Annotated in this window: 22 protein-coding genes and 2 pseudogenes; 5 read left to right on the top strand and 19 right to left on the bottom strand. The window is 42.5% G+C overall.

From position 1 onward, the window contains the following. Positions 1 to 5 precede the first annotated feature (5 nt). From ACERCF_RS01250 to ACERCF_RS01220, 7 genes and pseudogenes are all read right to left on the bottom strand, one after another. A complete protein-coding gene (locus ACERCF_RS01250; RefSeq protein ID WP_373624336.1) occupies positions 6 to 542 on the bottom strand; it encodes a phage tail protein I in 537 nt (178 codons plus the stop codon). Then, a pseudogene (locus tag ACERCF_RS01245) lies at positions 532 to 1445 on the bottom strand (baseplate assembly protein). The gene ACERCF_RS01250 and the pseudogene ACERCF_RS01245 overlap by 11 nt, the downstream one beginning before the upstream one ends. Continuing rightward, a complete protein-coding gene (locus ACERCF_RS01240) occupies positions 1442 to 1777 on the bottom strand; it encodes a GPW/gp25 family protein (protein WP_373624335.1) in 336 nt (111 codons plus the stop codon). Before ACERCF_RS01240 ends, ACERCF_RS01245 begins: the two are co-directional and overlap by 4 nt. Continuing rightward, on the bottom strand, positions 1777 to 2346 hold the full coding sequence (locus tag ACERCF_RS01235) for a phage baseplate assembly protein V (protein ID WP_373624334.1): 570 nt from the start codon (positions 2344 to 2346) through the stop codon (positions 1777 to 1779). The genes ACERCF_RS01240 and ACERCF_RS01235 overlap by 1 nt, the downstream gene beginning before the upstream one ends. Before the next feature lie 128 nt (positions 2347 to 2474). Then, the gene (locus ACERCF_RS01230; protein WP_373624333.1) at positions 2475 to 2756 is read right to left on the bottom strand and encodes a type II toxin-antitoxin system RelE/ParE family toxin; all 282 of its coding nucleotides are present in this window, start codon (positions 2754 to 2756) and stop codon (positions 2475 to 2477) included. Then, the gene (locus ACERCF_RS01225; RefSeq protein ID WP_373624332.1) at positions 2749 to 2928 is read right to left on the bottom strand and encodes a hypothetical protein; all 180 of its coding nucleotides are present in this window, start codon (positions 2926 to 2928) and stop codon (positions 2749 to 2751) included. The genes ACERCF_RS01230 and ACERCF_RS01225 overlap by 8 nt, the downstream gene beginning before the upstream one ends. Positions 2929 to 2992: 64 nt before the next feature. Then, positions 2993 to 6544, bottom strand: coding sequence for a phage tail tape measure protein (locus ACERCF_RS01220; protein ID WP_373624331.1), 3552 nt, complete (start codon positions 6542 to 6544; stop codon positions 2993 to 2995). A gap of 41 nt (positions 6545 to 6585) precedes the next feature. On the opposite strand from ACERCF_RS01220, the gene ACERCF_RS01215 reads away from it, so the two are divergent. After that, on the top strand, positions 6586 to 6933 hold the full coding sequence (locus ACERCF_RS01215) for a hypothetical protein (protein WP_373624330.1): 348 nt from the start codon (positions 6586 to 6588) through the stop codon (positions 6931 to 6933). Between the two features lie 27 nt (positions 6934 to 6960). On the opposite strand, the gene ACERCF_RS01210 is transcribed toward ACERCF_RS01215, so the two are convergent. From ACERCF_RS01210 to ACERCF_RS01155, 12 genes are all read right to left on the bottom strand, one after another. Continuing rightward, the gene (locus ACERCF_RS01210) at positions 6961 to 7425 is read right to left on the bottom strand and encodes a phage virion morphogenesis protein (protein WP_373624329.1); all 465 of its coding nucleotides are present in this window, start codon (positions 7423 to 7425) and stop codon (positions 6961 to 6963) included. Further along, positions 7418 to 7903: a phage tail protein gene (locus ACERCF_RS01205; RefSeq protein WP_373624328.1), complete on the bottom strand. Its 486-nt coding sequence runs from the start codon at positions 7901 to 7903 to the stop codon at positions 7418 to 7420. Before ACERCF_RS01205 ends, ACERCF_RS01210 begins: the two co-directional genes overlap by 8 nt. Further along, on the bottom strand, positions 7900 to 8121 hold the full coding sequence (locus tag ACERCF_RS01200; protein WP_006248194.1) for a TraR/DksA family transcriptional regulator: 222 nt from the start codon (positions 8119 to 8121) through the stop codon (positions 7900 to 7902). Before ACERCF_RS01200 ends, ACERCF_RS01205 begins: the two co-directional genes overlap by 4 nt. A 24-nt stretch (positions 8122 to 8145) precedes the next feature. After that, positions 8146 to 8376: an Rz1-like lysis system protein LysC gene (gene lysC / locus ACERCF_RS01195; protein WP_373624327.1), complete on the bottom strand. Its 231-nt coding sequence runs from the start codon at positions 8374 to 8376 to the stop codon at positions 8146 to 8148. Beyond that, positions 8270 to 8725: a hypothetical protein gene (locus ACERCF_RS01190; RefSeq protein WP_373624326.1), complete on the bottom strand. Its 456-nt coding sequence runs from the start codon at positions 8723 to 8725 to the stop codon at positions 8270 to 8272. The genes lysC and ACERCF_RS01190 overlap by 107 nt, the downstream gene beginning before the upstream one ends. Further along, positions 8722 to 9258: a lysozyme gene (locus tag ACERCF_RS01185; RefSeq protein WP_373624325.1), complete on the bottom strand. Its 537-nt coding sequence runs from the start codon at positions 9256 to 9258 to the stop codon at positions 8722 to 8724. The genes ACERCF_RS01190 and ACERCF_RS01185 overlap by 4 nt, the downstream gene beginning before the upstream one ends. Further along, the gene (locus ACERCF_RS01180) at positions 9251 to 9460 is read right to left on the bottom strand and encodes an HP1 family phage holin (RefSeq protein ID WP_373624324.1); all 210 of its coding nucleotides are present in this window, start codon (positions 9458 to 9460) and stop codon (positions 9251 to 9253) included. The genes ACERCF_RS01185 and ACERCF_RS01180 overlap by 8 nt, the downstream gene beginning before the upstream one ends. Positions 9461 to 9484: 24 nt before the next feature. After that, positions 9485 to 9697, bottom strand: a complete 213-nt coding sequence (locus tag ACERCF_RS01175) for a tail protein X (RefSeq protein ID WP_006250771.1) — start codon at positions 9695 to 9697, stop codon at positions 9485 to 9487. Further along, positions 9694 to 10209, bottom strand: coding sequence for a head completion/stabilization protein (locus ACERCF_RS01170; protein WP_006248195.1), 516 nt, complete (start codon positions 10207 to 10209; stop codon positions 9694 to 9696). Before ACERCF_RS01170 ends, ACERCF_RS01175 begins: the two co-directional genes overlap by 4 nt. Before the next feature lie 111 nt (positions 10210 to 10320). Beyond that, positions 10321 to 10992: a phage terminase small subunit gene (locus tag ACERCF_RS01165; protein ID WP_373624323.1), complete on the bottom strand. Its 672-nt coding sequence runs from the start codon at positions 10990 to 10992 to the stop codon at positions 10321 to 10323. A 9-nt stretch (positions 10993 to 11001) separates the two neighbouring features. Beyond that, positions 11002 to 12030: a phage major capsid protein, P2 family gene (locus ACERCF_RS01160; protein ID WP_159630074.1), complete on the bottom strand. Its 1029-nt coding sequence runs from the start codon at positions 12028 to 12030 to the stop codon at positions 11002 to 11004. 14 nt (positions 12031 to 12044) lie between these two features. After that, positions 12045 to 12878 (bottom strand): GPO family capsid scaffolding protein, encoded by an 834-nt coding sequence (locus ACERCF_RS01155; protein ID WP_373624322.1) that lies wholly within the window; start codon positions 12876 to 12878, stop codon positions 12045 to 12047. 149 nt (positions 12879 to 13027) lie between these two features. On the opposite strand from ACERCF_RS01155, the gene ACERCF_RS01150 reads away from it, so the two are divergent. The 4 genes and pseudogenes from ACERCF_RS01150 to ACERCF_RS01135 form a co-directional block, all read left to right on the top strand. Continuing rightward, positions 13028 to 14830 (top strand): terminase ATPase subunit family protein, encoded by a 1803-nt coding sequence (locus tag ACERCF_RS01150; protein ID WP_373624457.1) that lies wholly within the window; start codon positions 13028 to 13030, stop codon positions 14828 to 14830. An 8-nt stretch (positions 14831 to 14838) separates the two neighbouring features. Further along, positions 14839 to 15879, top strand: a complete 1041-nt coding sequence (locus tag ACERCF_RS01145; RefSeq protein WP_373624321.1) for a phage portal protein — start codon at positions 14839 to 14841, stop codon at positions 15877 to 15879. A 628-nt stretch (positions 15880 to 16507) separates the two neighbouring features. Then, positions 16508 to 17050 carry an integrase arm-type DNA-binding domain-containing protein gene (locus tag ACERCF_RS01140; protein ID WP_373624320.1) on the top strand — a complete coding sequence of 181 codons (543 nt, stop codon included), beginning with the start codon at positions 16508 to 16510 and terminating at the stop codon, positions 17048 to 17050. A 104-nt stretch (positions 17051 to 17154) separates the two neighbouring features. Beyond that, positions 17155 to 17236 (top strand): annotated as a pseudogene (locus ACERCF_RS01135) (IS1595 family transposase); the annotation flags it as partial.

The following is a 17236-nucleotide window of genomic DNA, read 5'->3' as shown; positions in this document are numbered from 1 at the left end:
TTGCCTCATTGTTGTGGGTAAATTGTAATCACATCGGCACTATATTGACCGATAAAAAAATTCAGTTTGCCAGTTGGTGAAATAGCGATTGCCAACTGTTTTAAGTGGCGAGAGACAGGTTTCGCATCATCCACCAACCTAACAAGTTCGTTATAGGTTTCTTCATTTAACCCGATTTCCGGCACTTCTACTGTGAGGCTAAATTCACCCGCTTGCATTCCGCTGGTGTTAAACCATTCTTTTAAATCAATTAAATACCCTATTGGTTCAATTACTCTTTTAATTGCGGTGATTGTGCCTTTTTGCTTGTGGATCAAAAAAGAGTGTTCAATGCTTAACCGTTTGACTTCTTCGCTCCAGTTTTCGTCCCATTTATCCACCGACAACGCCCAAGCCAAATATGGGAGCAAGTTAGCCGGGCATTTTTTCGGATTAATTAAATCGGCAATAAAAATCGGGTTTTGTACTGCTGCACGCAAACATTCTGCCGCTCGTTTTTCCAGTTGGCTTGAGCTACTTGGTAGTAGATTTTTAGTAGTCATTACTGATTACCGTCTCAATCGTGATATTGGTGCAAAGCCCTGCTTGAGTGCTGCTTAATACAATATCTGCTGTGGGTTGTAACAGTTCTACCCTTTGCACACCCTCAAGGTGTAAGGCTGAATAAATACCGGAGAGAGAAATATCTCTGCCCAGCCGTCTTTTTTCTTTTACATATTGCCCGATTTTCTCGGCTGCCGCTTGTTTAATCGGTTCAATTTCCGGGCCACGATAAAGGTGCAGTTTCGCCCTGATTTGATAGTTGGTATTGGTGCAAGCCTGTACTGTGACACGATCACCGATGGGGCGAATATCTTCATCATTCAGCTGATTTCTAACCGCTTGTAAAATATCCACACTCGGGATTCCGTTATTATCACTGCTCATTACCGTTACTAATACGCTTGCCGGTGTCGGTGAGCTAACCGAAACATCTGCAACTTTTCGTGAGCCGATAATGCGTGAAAAATATAAGCATTGCGAGGCCCAGCCACCGACATCCCCTCAAAGGCTAATTGGATTCGCAGCCTGAAATCTTCGTCCTGCTCTAAAATTTCCTGCTTCGGTGGGCGTGCGGTGAGGTCTTCAGCTTGTATCACTTTGCGAGCTACATTGTAATTCCCCCCAATCACATCTAAATCCGTGCCGGTGGCATAGGCTAACATTGTAGCCTGTGCTGCACTGTTAATGCGTTGGCGTTCCATTAATTGCAGATAGCAATTCTCCTCTAGTAACTTTGTGATAGGCTCAGACTCCAACGCTAACCGTGCAGCCATTACCGCTCGTTCGCTTTCTGGGTAGAGGGATAAAAACTTAGCTTTCCGCTCTGCTAATAAGGTTTCATAATCCAATTCTTCCAGCACCTTCGGGGCGGCGAGTTTGGATAAATCGACAATTTCGCTCATAGTGTAAAACGCATTCCTTTAATACTGATTTTTCGGTGCTTAAGGGTAAAATCTAAGGTGCAAATCAGCTTACTTTGGTTATCTTCGGCAAATTCAACTTTAAATCGGGTGATCGCTATGCGTGGCTCCCATTGTTGCAACGCCATCACGCACGCAGCGGAGAGTTGCATAATCAGACTTGCGGCAATCGGTTTATCAATTAGCTTGTAGAGATTACTGCCATAGGTTCGCCGCATTACCCGACTACCTTTTGCGGTCAACAAAATATCTTTGATAGATTGCTTAATATGCTCTACTTCATCTTCAAGCTGTTCGCCTGTTTCTCGGTTCATTATGCTTTCGCTCCGCTGGTTGGTCTGCCATCACCTTGTTCGATATGGTGGTGCAATTGCAAGCTAATTCCACCACCTAACACATCACCTTGTGCGGTAACTGTTCCTTGCACCGATAAATTACCGCCGACTTCAACATTTTGCGTGGCTTTCACTAGGGGCGTTTGGAGCTCAATTTTCTCACTTGCTTGGACTATCACCACTTTGCAATTTTTTACGCTTAATTGACCGCTTGCGGTGTTGTAGCTGATTTCTGCACCATCTGAAAAATGAAATATATGCTCATCGTCAGACTGGCTCGGGGCATTTTGGGTATAAATTGCAGGTAAAATCACACCAGTGGTAAATTCACCACTCACACTTAACACTACACATTGCTCGCCCACGGTTGGAGCTGACCAAGTTTGTGATGTGCCTGCCCGAAAGATTATCCACGGTAAAAAATCGGTTGTGATTCCGCCTGAATTTACCCGTGCCTTTGCTTTGGCTAAATCCACCTCAGCAATCGTGCCAAGTCGAATCAGATTATCTAAGCGGCGAAGTAGATCGGTTTGGTTGGGTTCACTCATTTTTACAATTACAAGCGGTTAAAAAATGAGGATATTTTGCAAAAGGCGAAAGGCTTTGGGTATAAGTGCAAGGTGTGAAATGGGGTTTAACAGGCAAAGAAAAAGCGACCGGTTAGGTCGCTTACTGATTATGGGCGTGGGTAAAGTCTGCGAGTGTGAATAATGGTAATAATGAAAACATCTTCCTCAATAATTTCATACACAATGCGATAGTTTCGCACAAAGGTTTCTCGTGTACCATCATCACGAGTAATCCCGATTGAAGGCATAAATTCAAGCAGACTTAATTTCTTAAAAATATCAGCGTGGAGCCTAATACCACTTTGCTCATAGCCTGTAAATTCCACCACATTATCAATGATTTCATCAATATCATTTTCTGCTTGGGCGGTTAAAATAAGATTAGCCATAAATCACATCTCTATTTCGGCTCAATTCCATTTCTTGAATTTTACGCTCCAATTTCTCTTTAGTGCGTTGTTTAGCAACTTCAAGAGAAACACCTTGCCCTGCTTTGGCTTGTTCTCTACCAATACGGATTTTTTCTGCTAAAAACTCATCATATCCTTTTTCTTTAAACATCATTTGCTCCTATAAAAAACGGACAATTTAGAGCATTGTCCGCTTTTCATTCTACTTTGTCAAATTAGCTTCTGTCTCTCAAAGACGATCTTGCTCTTGCTTGTGCTTGGCGTTCTCGTCTATCCAGCTCTGCTGTAACCAGTCGGGCGATTGCTTGTGGGTCTTGCCCGCTAGTGGCGTTAATGGTGATGTGTATATTTTGCGACACCGGTGCAACTGTTGGGCTTGGTTGGCTTGCCGTCAGCGGTGGTCTGCTGTCGATTTTGACCGCAGGCATTGGTTGAGCAAACGCAACACTTGACGCAAGTGCAGTTAGCCCAGCAACTTTGCCATAATTTAACCGGTTAAGATTTGCCACACCCAAGCGTGCAGTTGCCTCTTTGGTCATTACATATTCGCCACGGTGTACAATCCCTGCAGGCTCATATTTGCCCCCGTTGCCGGTGTAGCCGCCTGTAGCAAAACCTCTTCCTTTACCGTTACCAACCAAGCCACCAATCCATTTTTGCTCAAGTTTTGGTTTAGGTAAATTTGCTACCATATTTACCACATTTCCTGCGGTGGTTGTTTTAGGCTTAGGCAAATGATCAACCACATTCGCCATATTTGTCGCTGCTGCAGTATTAAGAGCGGTTAGCCCTGCGACTTTGCCATAATTTAACCGATTAAGATTTGCCACACCCAAGCGTGCAGTTGCCTCTTTGGTCATTACATACTCGCCTTTATGTACAATACCGGCAGGCTCGTATTTGCCACCGTTGCCGGTGTAGCCACCTGTAGCAAAACCTCTTCCTTTACCGTTACCAACCAAGCCACCAATCCATTTTTGCTCAAGTTTTGGTTTAGGTAAATTTGCTACCATATTTGCTACATTTCCTGCAGTGGTTGTTTTAGGCTTAGGCAAATGATCAACCACATTCGCCATATTTGTCGCTGCTGCAGTATTAAGAGCGGTTAGCCCTGCGACTTTGCCATAATTTAACCGATTAAGATTTGCCACACCCAAGCGTGCAGTTGCCTCTTTGGTCATTACATACTCGCCTTTATGTACAATACCGGCAGGCTCGTATTTGCCACCATTGCCAGTGTAGCCGCCTGAAGAAAACTTGCCTTTTGGTAAATTTTGAGTAATTCCAGCCACCATACCAGCGACACTTGATGTTGCATTTTTAGGTTGAGGCTCATTATTCCACCAAGCCTTAGTTTTATCCCATAATGTTCCAGCTTTATCCGCTATACCGCTACCAATATCAATTAACTTATTTTTTACACCGTCAAATGAAATATTACTGATATTATTAATTAACCAACTTACGCCATCAATCAACGCTGTTAATGGAGTAAGAGCCAAATTCAACGCTGCTGCCGTCCATTCGCCGAATTTTTTACCCCAACTCGTCGCTGTTTCTAGGCTTGAGGCTGTTTCTTGAGTTGGTGTTAATAACTGCTTAATCCAGTTCAATACGCCTGAGACTGCATTTGCAATAGCATCAAATAACGGACTAATTGGGGCAAATGCTTGTTTGATTGGTTCAGCTGCCACACTAAAACCCTCAAAAAAGCCTGCAAAAAAGGCTTTGACTGATTGCCAGTTTTGCACAATTAATCCTGCAGCAATAACAATGCCTGATATTGCCAATCCTAAAGGGCTAAATAGAGCGGTAATACCGCTAATTGCTGCCACTCCAACTGTACGAATAACAAGCCAAATACCTTTAAACCAATTTAGTGGATTAAATAACGATAGAATAACCTTAGCCAAGCCTAGAAAATTCAAACCAACTTTAGACAAAATTGTTCTTACTCCACCTAACGGCTTAATAATGTGATGATTTAACCCCAAACCTAATCTAACGATCGGAAAAAGTAAAAAGCTAAACGCAGACGACAAAATGCCTGTTACGCCAATAAGAGCTGTAACCCCCACCACTATTTTCATTATTGTTGTTGTCAGTTCGGGATTTGCATTAACCCATTCAAGCACTTTTTCTGTTATTTCTCCAAATTTTTCAGCTAATTCTTTTAACTGTGGAGCGATTGCAGCTCCGATACCAGCCATTAAGTTCGTAAATGTACCGCTTGTTGCGTCCCAAATGTTAGTAAGTGTGGCTAATTGTGCCTCTACTCTCTGTTTAAGACTTGCTTGTTCTTCCAATTTGCGAGCAAATTCATCATAGCCTGCTTTGCCTTTTTCTAATAATGTGGAAATAACCATATTCACTTCGGCATCATTACCAAACATTGCTTCAATGGCTTTACTTCTTGATTGAGTATCAAGTGTTTTTAATTTTTCAATTTGAGCAAAGAATTTATCAAACCCACCAAATTCACCCTTCCCATCGGTAAAATCCATTACTATTTTTTCATAATCTTTCCCCAACACTTGTCTAAGTTTTTTTGCGTCCTTTGAGTTAGGTGACCAATCAATAGCACTTTTCAAAATTTTTCGCATTGCGTTACCCTGATTCGAACCTTGCATTCCCGCTTGGTCGAACATTGCAACAAAAGGAGCAAATGCTCTAGCACCTTCAATGCCTTTCATTTTGACAGTATCCATTGCCGCACCTAAATTTTTATAGGCTCCAAGCATATTAGTCGGATCGACACCGGCATAATAACCTTTTTGAATAACGTCCATTAAGCTCATCATATCGGCTTCAGTTGAACGTGTGGCATCTTGCATTTTAGCTGCGAACTCGGCGGCTTGCTCTGGCATCATTCCTAACTGAACCGATAAATAAGCAGCAGCCTCCCCCGTACCACCTAAAATCGTTTCAGCTGACATACCTTGTCTAACAAGCATTGTCATTAAGTTTTGAAAATCTGCCGTTGTACCCGGTAATCTATTCCCTAAATTGGTTGCTAATTGGTTAATTTTTTCAAATTCGGGAGAAACTTCCCCATCTTTCCCCATCAATGCAACTTTTAAATTAGTTGCAGCAGTTTCAGCTTTAGCAAATTCAGCTACTGGCACAGATACTTTCTCTTTTAAGCTAGAGTAAGCTGCTGTAGCTCGTCCACCAATATTCGCAAATTGTTCTGCTTGAGATCTTACGTTATCAATTTTTTCTCTATATTTTGCATTTGCTGCCTGTTTTTGATTAAGCTGGGCGAGTTTCTGCTTTTGTCTATCAATCTCGCTATTTGCCTCACGCATACTACGGCGTAACGCACTTTGTCTTTCTGCCATTTTAGAGGCTTCAAATCCATTTCTAGCAAATTCTGCTCTTGTTTCTTTTAATTTAGTAACTGTTTTACCTTGTTCAACTTTCAATCTAGCTACATTTTGCTTAGCACTGGCTAATTTCTGAATAAATGCTTGAGTTGGGGTATTCATTGATTTCATCGCTTGCTCCATTCTTCTAACTTCTGAATAGGCTTTAGCAAGTGCTGAATTATTTTCAGATAATTTGGCTTTTAGAGGATTTAAGGTGGAAGCATATTTCTTAATTTGTGATTCATTGCGGTTATATTCTCGTTGTAATGTATTTAAATGCGTACGATTTTCTTTAAATGCAAATGAGGCTTTTTCAACAGCTTTTGAGGCATTTTTGAAAGGTGCAGTTAATTTATCAATCGCTGATAAAACTACTTGAATTTTAAGATTTTGGCTCATATTATGTCCTTAATATGTAATTTTTTAATGGAGGCGTGAAAATGTGGATTGTTGATTTAATTCCTTTGCTTATTCTTGCTGGAGCAGCTTTTATCGTATTTGAAACGCTCTTACCCTTATTTGCATTAATCATTGGCGTGCTTTTATCTCCATTTGTATTATTGGCTCATTTAGTCAAACACATTCAAGAAAATAAGAATAAAAGCTGGTTATATACTCAATCTAAATTACTTGGCGTCATTCACTTACTATTAATTAGTTTATTCTGTTTTGCATTACACTTTTATGTTGAAGATAAATTACTTATTTTATTTTTAAGTATTGTCCTAACATTAATCGCATCATCAATTATTTATTCAGTTAAACCAAATTGGTTTAAAGCAAATTAATCTAAGCAGTCAAATTTGACCGCTTTTTTAATACTCTGAACCACTTAACGCTCTGATCACATAATCCTCAACCATCTGCCTGTCTTCATCGGTAAAGCCCAGCAATTCACGGCTGGCATATTTCACTTTTAAATCCCAATCTTTCCGCACTCGTCCGATTAAGCCTTGTTGGTGGATTCGGGCAATGACCGCATCACCACCTTCATAGCCTAGGCTGACACCCTCGCTTTCGAGGCGTAGCCGCATAAAGCGTGGCTGGGTGATTTTGTCAAACATCTTGCCCGATTTAATTTTGCTTTTTACCCCTTTCTTCGGCTTTTTGCGTGGTTCGTATGCCGAGCCGTCGGGGTTTTGTTGTGCTTTAATCCGTCTGCGTTGCGAGCGTGCTAACTCTCGCCCGATTTGTTGATACATCAACCGTCTGCGAGGTTTGCTGATATTATTTAGCAAGTGGTCAAAGGCGGTTTTTACTTGTTCAATCGCTTCACTCATTTGGCTCTGTCCACTGATAAATCAGCTCGTCTTTGAGGTAAACCTCATATTCGGTTAAACGGGTAAATGGCGAAACATCGGCAAGGTTCGGTTCATCAGCGTGGGTTGCGGTTAGGTGTCCGTCTTGCTCTTTTACGATCACCCGTTCCGTGAGCGGAATGCGGATATAAATATCGTAGCTTTCGTGATTGTTGTGGTCGATTTCAAATTCGATTTTGTCTTGTAGTTCCGGGTTTTGCAGTAGCTCCCATTGTTCATTTCGCACAAAATTTAGCACCGGCACAAACAACACGTCGGGGTGATACGGAAAATCCACCACGATTAGCTCTAAATCGTAGTGGTATTCAAACGAATGGCTTTGGCTCCCTTTGCTTTTAATTTTGCCTTTGTCATATTGCAAAATCAGCTTTTCGGGGTTAGCTTGGAATATATCAATGGTTTGTGTGAGCAAGGCTCGCAAGCGTTCAGGTTTAATCATCTGCGGTAGCCTTTTTGCTTATGTTCGTAAATGGTTTGGCATTCAATGCAACGGGTGCAGCCAATAACCATTTCTCGGCGTTTTTCGGGGATTGGCTCGCCACAGTCCTCACACTCAAAAAGGCTAGTGCAAGCGGTCTGATTTTGCAAAATTTTTGCAAGTGCCGCCTCTCGGGCTTTTTCGGCTAATTCGTTGGCTCGGTCGATTTGGTCTGACATAGTCGTCCTTATTAAAAAAGGCGATTACTCGCCTTGGTTGATTTTGTTATATTGCTCGATGCAGTGTTCTAACGATTCGATGATGACTTGGCACACCTCAAGGGTGTTGAGGCTTTTGTCTAGTGCTTTGACAAGATCGCCGTTGGTGTTAATTTCGGTTGCCGGTGTTTGGCACTCCAGCCTTTTCGGACAGATTATCGGGTTCGATTTGAGGGTGTGATACCGTACGCTTTCGTTGGTTGAGCAGCTTGCCAACGCTAGGAGGCACGGCAGAATCAGCCCACTTTTTATGCTTTTCCAGTTCGTTAAGGATTTCATTACTTCGTTGCTCCGCTTGCTTCATTTTGGCTAACACTTTTTGATTGAGGTCGTCCACCTGTTTTCGATACGCCTCAAGCTGGATTTGGCTGTTTTCGAGCTGATTGGCTAAATTGCGGTTATCCGCTTGAATAAGCTGGTTTTGCGTGGTGCGTGCCTGCAAGTCCGCTTTCAGGCTTTCGTTTTGGCGAAACTGCACAAAATTGGCTAACACGCCAACTAGCACCAGCACAATCATTAAAGGGCTAAAGTGTTTATTGGTCATTTGGCAGAGTTTGGCAATCATTTAACCTCCAGCCCGAGGCACAGGGCTTTTTCTTTTGCTCGGCGAATTTCTAAGCCTCGCAGTTTCTGACCGCCTGCATAGACCCAACGGCTGAACTGTTCGCACATTTCCGGCTTATAGCCTTTGTTAGCAAGTCTGAATAGGGTTGATTTTTTCATCGTGCCACAGCCAACATTAAAAGTGATGGAAGTCATCGCCTCAAACGCTCCTTGTGGCATACTTCTGCCGTTGCCGTACAGGTTTACGCATTTTTCAGCAACTTGAATATCGTTCTTCCAACGCTCGGCAATCTCTTTATCGGTGTATTTGTGATTAACATCAATTTTCTGACCGCCTGCCTCGGTTGAGCCAATCCCTACTGTTAACACATCAGACGGGCATTTGTATGGGTCACGTCTGCAACCCTCTATATTGCCGATAATGGCTAAGCCTGTTTCGCTGGTGCGGATTTCCGAGCCGTAATATTGTGTTAGCGTGCCGATAATAGCTGCAACGGAGCAGACAAATACGCCAATTTTTACACTTTTACTCATTCGATTTTCCTCTGCTTTGTTGTAGTCTTAACTCAAATTCACGCTCTTTGAGCCTATGTTCTTTCGCTTTATAAGACCAATTCAGAAATAAGGTTAAGAGTGTGACTAAAATACTCACAATCACGCCCCAGTCTGAGAGCGTTAAACTGTTAAAGAAATTAAAAATTGCAACTAAAATTGTGGCTTGTTCCGTTTTCTGCATATCCATTCCGTGTTTAATTCCTGTTTAATCCCAAAGTTGCACGCTGGATTTCGCCACCGTTGCAAAACGGCTCTCAATATCCGGCATTGTAACTACAGTGCCAATCGGCAAACGTGGCAAATGAGCCAGTTCGGGGTTATATTCTAAGGCTTGCTCGACTAAGCCTGCCGTTTGCCCGTAGTGCCGAAAGATCAGCTCATCTAAGGTGTCGTCTTGGCGTGCAATCAAGGTGTTCATATTAATTCACTAATCATTCGGTTTTCGCCCAAAATATCCCGCACGGCAAAGTGGTAATCCCTCTTTAAATCACCAGCGGTACTTTCTAGCTCTTCGGCTTTGTCGTGGCCGTCTTTGGTGCTGTCATAACTGCGGTAGCGTTCGTAAAGATTTGCAACTGCAAGGCAATAGACCGCTCGTTTATATTTATAAACCAACACACTTTCGCCGTTGATTTGCTCATCATCACAGGCTTGCAAGTTGGCTTTTTGTGCTTGCTCTGCATTTAGGCGATAGGCTTTTAAGTCTGCATTGACTGTTGCCATTGCCTCAATCACCGCTTGTTTTAGCCGCTCATTAATGACCGTGCCGTCAATCCGCATTGCATTTCGCACCTCCAATAGCTCGATATTCGGAAAAAAGCCGTTGTTAGTGATGGTTTCATCAGATTCTGCGGTTGGCTTGATCGCATTTTTGCTGGATTCATAGCCATTCACTTTCGGGATACTAATAACGTGATTGCGTTGTTCCATAAGGTTTCCGTAAGGTAAGGGGTGGGGATTTTAAAAGGGTGCAAAAGGAATAAATCACCCTTTAAAATCCGCCCCTTGGCTGGCGTGGATACGCTCTATTTCGGCTTTCGCCTACTCATTCGTTTCTTCTGCTTGTTTGGCAAGTTGCTTTTCTAACTTGTCCCGCAAGCCTTTTGCTCCGCATTGAGGGTCGAGAGCGATTGCTCGTTGATAGTGTTCAAGGGCAGTTTGTGGTTCTGCCTCTTGGATTAGCTCGCCTAGCTCACGCAATAATTTGGCTCGCACTGGGTCGGGCATATCAAATTCGGCGGTGAGGTCGTTTGCCTGTTTCAGCACGGCTGCCTCAAACGGCTGTTTTTGGTCTCGGGCTTTCTTTGCCGCCTCTGCAAGCTCTTCAACCAAGGCGGTTGCCGGTGTACGTTCAAACTGCTCGGGCATTGCCAAATCGTGCATTAACACATATTGAGCAATGGCAAGGGCGGTTGGGTAATCGCCAATATCAATCGCCCAAATCAACATTGTGCTAATCACAGTATCTTGCACGCCTGAGCCTTTGGCGAGAGTGCCTTCAATCCAAGGGCGGTATTGCTCAAAGTTATTACGCTTAAACTCAATCTTTCGCTCAATCGACTGGATTTGCTTTAATTGGCGTTGATGGGCTTTAAGTTGGGCTAGGACTAAGTCATAGCCTTGTAAGCCTTCAAGGTTTTCTCGGTTTAGGGTTGCAGACTCACTTTCTGCGGTTTTCCGCAAAAAATGAGCCCGAGCTGGACTCATTCGCATAGAGCCACCTTACTCTTTATCTTTGAGGGTGATGTTTTCGATTAATGCCGCACAGCCGTAATCTTCTACGATGTAGTCGATATTTTCTGATTCGTAGGTTTCAATACGGTCTTTTTTCGGCACGTTTTCAATGTGCTTGCGGGTTGTCCCCTCTTGCACATAGATGGCTAAATTTTCCAGCTTAGTGATTAAAATCGCATTCGCTGGGAAGAACGGCACACGCACCGCTTTTAAGCCACCGATACGTTTTTGCGAAATCACAATATCTGCGGCAAGCTGTTCGGTTGGGGCGTTGTCTTTGTTCACAATCGGGAAGTATTTATCCGCAAGCAATTTGCGACCGACAATCACGACTAAATCGGTGTCGTCACGATGCCATTCGTCAATCAGCTCTTCGGTAGCGTCCATTACTGCCGCATCAAGGTTGGCATATTCTTGACCTTTGCCGACCAACACCTGATTTCCGGTGCTTTCACCGTTCATCACACGTTCTGCCGCATCTTCACGGATTTTTTGTAACCAGCCTTTTGCAACATCTTGCAATAACGGATTGCTGTTGCGATCACTGGTTGCTGCACGGCTTGTGCCGTTAAAGCCGATCATAATCAAATCACGCTTACGCTGTTTTACCCCAACGGCTGCAACACGTTTTTGAAAATCTGGGAATTTTGCCCACATATCCAACTGCGAGTAAGTGATATGGGTGTCAAAATTGACTTGCTGGCAGTGGTAGGTCTGCTTAGTCAATTTCGCAATCGCAGTAGTTTTGCGTTCGCCCTCACCGCTGGTATCGGTGGTGCTGGCAATGGTATGAGAAGAATCTAAGCCGATAGTTTCGCCTTGCTGTTCCTCTGGGAAATAGAAAGTGATTGATTTCAGGAAATCAGAACTTTCACGCACTTTTTCAAAGAGTTTCTGCTGTACGCTCGGCGTAACCGCAAATTTATCGCCATCTTTTAACACGTTGAATGGCAAATTGTTCAATTCCGCTTGGCGTGCAAGGTAATCATTGTATTTTTCAAGGGTCAATGCTTTCATTTTCTCTCCTCAAATTAGAAATCGGTTTGTTGTTCGCTGCCTACCTTGCTACCTGTAGCTTTCGGGCGTGGCGTGTAATGTTGGTTGTCTTGCTTTTCCAATTCTGCAAATTTTTGAGCAAATTCCACCGCTTGTTTTTTCATTTTAGAAAAGTCACCTTTCACCGTTTCAAACTCCGTTTGCAAGCGGTTATTTTCGGTCTGCAAATTGCTAAACTGCTCGGCTAACAGCTCCATCGCCCTTTCGTGCTCGGTAAATTTACCGTCATTGTCGGTTTTGGCTTTGGTAAACATTGCCTTAAATGACTCTAACCACGATGGGAATTTTTCAGGCTCGGTAGTAAACTTTAAATTTGCCTCTACCGCTTCACTCACTAGGTTTTCTGGCTTCTGCTTGCGGTCTGCCAGTGGGTTGTGGGTTGCACCAGCACAAAAGGTAAGGTATTCCGTGCCAAGGCTTGCCGGTGTATCAGTCACCGCTAATCCGACTAAATACGCCTCGCCGGTGTCAGAAAAATCAAGATCGATTTCAACCGAGGTGTAAACCTTTTGCTTGTCTTTGACTAACTTCACTAAGGCTTCGGTTGGGGCGATTTCTGCCAGTAACTGTAATTTGCCGTCTTCACGTTCTTCTGTTTTAACCGCTAACACATCGCCATAGCTGTAAGAATGCGGGTCATCTTTCTCAAACCAACGCCAGCGGAAATGCTCAAGGTTAATACGAGCGCCATAGTTATTTTTTGGGTCGTAGTTTTTGGCAATTTGCGTGAGCCATTCACGATTAATTTTGCGACCGTCTGTAGTTGCTCCTTCAGTCGCTACCACAAACCATTTTGATTTTGTTGTCATCTGTTTTTCCTTGCTCTAAAGGGGAGGGATAAAAATCGGATTTATGATCTTGTTTTGTGCCGGAGGTTTCAATGTGTGGTGCGTGTTAAATCGGGTTTCACAGCCTTAAGCAAATGCTTAAACAAGGTGGATTTTTGATAATCGCACCTATGAAAAATGAAGATAGCATCACCGAATATGAGGTTTTAGCCTCTAACCCAATTCACGATAAAAGACAGGCTCAATCAAAGTATTGGGCTGGCTACACCGTGACCGAAATTTCTCGTCAGCTAAATATTCCCATCTCTACGATTGCCAGCTGGAAAAGTCGGGAGAAGTGGGACGAAATCAGCCCGGTTGGACGTGTGGAAGCCACACTGGAATCACGGCTGAATTTGCTGATTATGAAAGAGAGCAAAAACAATAACGACTACAAAGAAATGGATGCTTTACGTCGGTTGTTGGAAAGTACAGCACGAATCAAAAAATATTCTAACGGCGGAGGTAATGAATCCGACCTCAACCCAAATATTAAAAACCGTAATAAAGGCGACCGCAAAAAGCCTGAACAAAACGCTATTTCTGAAGAGCAAGCGGAATTACTGATTAATGGCTTTTTAGGTGGAATGTTCAACTATCAAAAAGTGTGGCACAAAGCCGGCAAGGAACATCGTGTTCGTAATATTCTGAAAAGTCGCCAGATTGGAGCGACTTATTATTTTGCACACGAAGCCTTAGTGGATGCGTTGGTAACAGGGCGAAATCAAATCTTTATTTCCGCCTCGAAAAAACAGGCATTGCAGTTCCGTGCCTATATTGTTGATTATGCAAAACGTGTCGCCGATGTGGATTTAAAAGGCGAAACCATTACCCTGCCGAACGGGGCTCAACTAATTTTCTTGGGGACGAACTCGAAAACGGCTCAGTCTTACCACGGCAATCTCTATTTTGATGAAATCTTTTGGGTAAACCGCTTTGAGGAAATCCGCAAAGTGGCTGCGGGTATGGCGAGCCAAAAGAAGTATCGGATTACTTATTTTTCTACCCCTTCATCAATTACTCATTCCGCCTATCTGCTTTGGTCGGGCAAGCTGTTTAACCGCAAACGTCCGAAAGCGGAACAGGTGGAAATTGATATTTCTCACGCTAATTTGAAAAACGGCAAAAAATGCGGAGACGGGCAATGGCGACAAATTGTAAATATCTACGATGCCGAGGCAGGTGGCTGTAACCTGTTTGATATTGAGCAATTAAAACTTGAGAACTCACCCGATGAGTTTGAGCAGCTCTTTATGTGTGAGTTTATTGATGATAACCAATCTGTTTTCAAGATTTCTATGATGCAACGTTGCCAAGTAGATACAATGGAAATTTGGAAAGATTATATTTTCACAGAAGGTTATATGCGACCTTTTGGCAATAAAGAGGTATGGGTGGGATACGATCCATCTTATACCGGCGACCGCTCGGCATTGGTAGTGATTGCTCCGCCTAAAGTCGATGGTGGCAAGTTTCGTTTGTTGGAATATCGCACTTTTAAAGGGGCTGATTTTGCCGAACAAGCGGCAGAAATTATTGCTATTTGTGCAAAATATAACGTGACCAGACTGGCGATTGATACTACTGGGCTTGGCGTTGGCGTTTATGAAATTGTGAAAAAAGAACGCCCAGATGCTATTGCTCTAACTTATAACGTAGAGTTGAAGTCAAAAATGGTGCTGAAAGGCTTGGATATTATCAGTAAAGGACGTTTTGAATACGATGATTTACACGGTGTTGAAGTCGCCTCAAGTTTTATGGCTATCAAAAAACAACTTACCAATAGTGGACGACAAGTAACTTACGTCGCAGACCGTTCGGAAGAGGCAAGCCACGCCGACCTTGCTTGGGCGTGTCTGCAAGTATTTATTAATGAGCCGTTTGATGGGAAACTGGAAGAAACGACAGGCACAGTAGATTTTTTAGATGATTAGGACAAAAAATGAAAAAACAATTGCGCAAAAATTTAACCCAAAATGACCGCTTACAACCGCAAGCACAAACCGAAATTTTCAGTTTTGGTGACCCAATCCCTATGTTAGACCGTGCGGATATTCTCAATTATTTGGAGTGTTCGGCGATGTATGAGAAATGGTATAACCCACCGATGAGCTTTGATGGCTTGGCGAAATCGTTAAGGTCATCAACACACCACGAAAGTGCGATCATCACCAAAGCAAATATTTTGCTTTCCACTTGCGAGGTTGATAGCCGTTATTTATCACGCCGTGATTTGTCATCGTTTGTTAAAGATTATTTAGTATTTGGCAACGCCTATTTTGAGGTGGTGCGAAATCGCCTTGGGCAGGTACAGCGAATCGAATCACCTTTGGCAAAATATGTGCGAAAGGGTGTAGAGGCTGGTCAATTTTACTATGTGCCACAACGATTCGATCACCAAGAACACGAATTTGCCAAAGGCTCAATCTATCACTTGCTTGAGCCTGATATTAATCAAGATATTTACGGCTTGCCACAATATCTTTCGGCGTTGCAATCCGCTTGGTTAAATGAGAGTGCTACTCTGTTTCGCCGTAAGTATTTTTTAAATGGAGCTCACGCCGGCTTTGTGTTTTATATGACTGATGCTGCTCAAAAACAAGAAGATATTGATAATATTCGCCAGCAGCTCAAGCAGTCAAAAGGGGTGGGGAATTTTAAAAACTTGTTCGTCCACGCACCAAACGGCAAGAAAGATGGGATACAGATTATTCCGATTGCTGATGTATCAGCCAAAGATGAGTTTTTTAATATCAAGAACGTGAGCCGAGATGATGTGTTAGCTGCTCACCGTGTCCCACCTCAACTGATGGGGATTATCCCAAATAACACCGGCGGTTTTGGCAACGTGGCTGATGCGGCAGAGGTGTTTTTTATCACCGAGATCGAGCCGTTGCAAGAGCGATTGAAAGAGTTTAATCACTGGTTAGGTCAAGAAGTCATCAAATTTAAGCCGTCAAAGTTATTACAGCGGACACAATAAAACAGATCCTTACAAGCTCAAATATAGCCCCTAGATTGGGGCTTTTTTTAATTTATAAAGCAAAAATTGCCTGATTAGGTTATATATCTCGGCAATTTATTATATCAAAAGAGCAAATAAAAGACACTTAAAAAATAATTTTTCCTTTATTTTTCAATGCTTTCTCCACCTCCCAGCCCGTGCGGTCTATCCCTCGCCTCGCCCGCACACTTAATTTGTCGATTTATACGCAAATGCAAAAAGGCGATCCTTACAAGCCCCATATAACCGCAAAGCGATCTTAAAAACTCGATCTTTTTACGCAAATTAATGCAAGATTACTCATTTTTTTATACGACAAGTTAGATTTTTATAACTTTCGGAAATTGCACCCATACTGCACAACAGCCAACTTAATTATTTGTTTTTATTAAACTTATGCCACACGCCCAGAGCACCATTCAACTAAATTTAGCTCAACGAAGCTAAACTAAAAAACCTTAGAAAGCCTGTAAAATCAACATTTACAGGCTTTTTTGTTATCTTAGCTAAACGCAACTAAACGCTTCTAATCGAAAATTATTGCAACCAAAATTGTAACCACGATTTATAATGGTTACATCGAGTCTCTTTTTATGGTTACAAAATTATGGCTAAAGTTATCAAACCACTAACCCCTACCCAAATAAAAAACGCAAAGCCGAAAGATAAAGAATATTCCTTATCAGATGGCGATAACCTATTTTTATTGATTTTGCCTAGCGGCTCTAAAAGTTGGCGGTTTAATTATGTACGCCCCATTACAAAGAAAAGGACTAAAATTTCACTTGGTTTATTCCCTGATATTTCACTTGCGGAAGCTCGTGCTATTCGTGATGAATACCGTGCTTTATTAGCAAAAGGGATAGATCCACAGAAAGAGCAAGAGAGAATTCAACAAGAAGCCGAAAATCGAGTAAACGACACCTTCCGCAATGTTGCCGAAAGCTATTTCAATGGCATTTACAAAGAGAAAGCGAAAAATCCGCTTACCCGTGAAAAGAATTGGATAAGGCTAGAAAATCATATATTCCCCTATATTGGCGATAAACACGTTGAAGAAATCAAAGTAAAAGCCCTTGTTGATATTTATGCCAAAGTAGCAGATAGAAGCAACACATTAAAAAACTTCATCAGCTTGTACCTGCTGTAATGGATCACGCCATTACGCAAGGCATTATAGAAAGCCATAACTGCCGATTAGCCATTAAAAACTTTGGGGCTGTAGTAGATTAGCATCACTGCTATACTACAAAAATGAAGATAACCCATTGTAAATTAAAGAAATCTTTGCAGAAAAAGCTTCTTGAATTTTTTGTTGCTGAAGTGACCGCTAGAA

This window comes from Mannheimia kashgarensis (genome assembly GCF_041807705.1).
Taxonomy (GTDB): Bacteria; Pseudomonadota; Gammaproteobacteria; order Enterobacterales; family Pasteurellaceae; genus Mannheimia.
Note: the sequence above shows the minus strand (reverse complement) of the source record. Positions and strands in the feature narration are given on the sequence as shown.

Bases quoted from the DNA above. Each gene is read 5' to 3' on its own strand.
- ACERCF_RS01160 (WP_159630074.1), bottom strand. From the start codon at position 12,030: ATGAAAGCATTGACCCTTGAAAAATACAATGATTACCTTGCACGCCAA.
- ACERCF_RS01165 (WP_373624323.1), bottom strand. From the start codon at position 10,992: ATGCGAATGAGTCCAGCTCGGGCTCATTTTTTGCGGAAAACCGCAGAA.
- ACERCF_RS01150 (WP_373624457.1), top strand. From the start codon at position 13,028: ATGAAAAATGAAGATAGCATCACCGAATATGAGGTTTTAGCCTCTAAC.
- ACERCF_RS01155 (WP_373624322.1), bottom strand. From the start codon at position 12,878: ATGACAACAAAATCAAAATGGTTTGTGGTAGCGACTGAAGGAGCAACT.
- ACERCF_RS01215 (WP_373624330.1), top strand. From the start codon at position 6,586: ATGTGGATTGTTGATTTAATTCCTTTGCTTATTCTTGCTGGAGCAGCT.
- ACERCF_RS01140 (WP_373624320.1), top strand. From the start codon at position 16,508: ATGGCTAAAGTTATCAAACCACTAACCCCTACCCAAATAAAAAACGCA.
- ACERCF_RS01220 (WP_373624331.1), bottom strand. From the start codon at position 6,544: ATGAGCCAAAATCTTAAAATTCAAGTAGTTTTATCAGCGATTGATAAA.
- ACERCF_RS01205 (WP_373624328.1), bottom strand. From the start codon at position 7,903: ATGATTAAACCTGAACGCTTGCGAGCCTTGCTCACACAAACCATTGAT.
- ACERCF_RS01235 (WP_373624334.1), bottom strand. From the start codon at position 2,346: ATGAGTGAACCCAACCAAACCGATCTACTTCGCCGCTTAGATAATCTG.
- ACERCF_RS01190 (WP_373624326.1), bottom strand. From the start codon at position 8,725: ATGATTGCCAAACTCTGCCAAATGACCAATAAACACTTTAGCCCTTTA.
- ACERCF_RS01250 (WP_373624336.1), bottom strand. From the start codon at position 542: ATGACTACTAAAAATCTACTACCAAGTAGCTCAAGCCAACTGGAAAAA.
- ACERCF_RS01145 (WP_373624321.1), top strand. From the start codon at position 14,839: ATGAAAAAACAATTGCGCAAAAATTTAACCCAAAATGACCGCTTACAA.
- ACERCF_RS01185 (WP_373624325.1), bottom strand. From the start codon at position 9,258: ATGAGTAAAAGTGTAAAAATTGGCGTATTTGTCTGCTCCGTTGCAGCT.
- ACERCF_RS01240 (WP_373624335.1), bottom strand. From the start codon at position 1,777: ATGAACCGAGAAACAGGCGAACAGCTTGAAGATGAAGTAGAGCATATT.
- ACERCF_RS01175 (WP_006250771.1), bottom strand. From the start codon at position 9,697: ATGAACACCTTGATTGCACGCCAAGACGACACCTTAGATGAGCTGATC.
- ACERCF_RS01230 (WP_373624333.1), bottom strand. From the start codon at position 2,756: ATGGCTAATCTTATTTTAACCGCCCAAGCAGAAAATGATATTGATGAA.
- ACERCF_RS01200 (WP_006248194.1), bottom strand. From the start codon at position 8,121: ATGTCAGACCAAATCGACCGAGCCAACGAATTAGCCGAAAAAGCCCGA.
- ACERCF_RS01225 (WP_373624332.1), bottom strand. From the start codon at position 2,928: ATGTTTAAAGAAAAAGGATATGATGAGTTTTTAGCAGAAAAAATCCGT.
- ACERCF_RS01180 (WP_373624324.1), bottom strand. From the start codon at position 9,460: ATGCAGAAAACGGAACAAGCCACAATTTTAGTTGCAATTTTTAATTTC.
- ACERCF_RS01170 (WP_006248195.1), bottom strand. From the start codon at position 10,209: ATGGAACAACGCAATCACGTTATTAGTATCCCGAAAGTGAATGGCTAT.
- ACERCF_RS01210 (WP_373624329.1), bottom strand. From the start codon at position 7,425: ATGAGTGAAGCGATTGAACAAGTAAAAACCGCCTTTGACCACTTGCTA.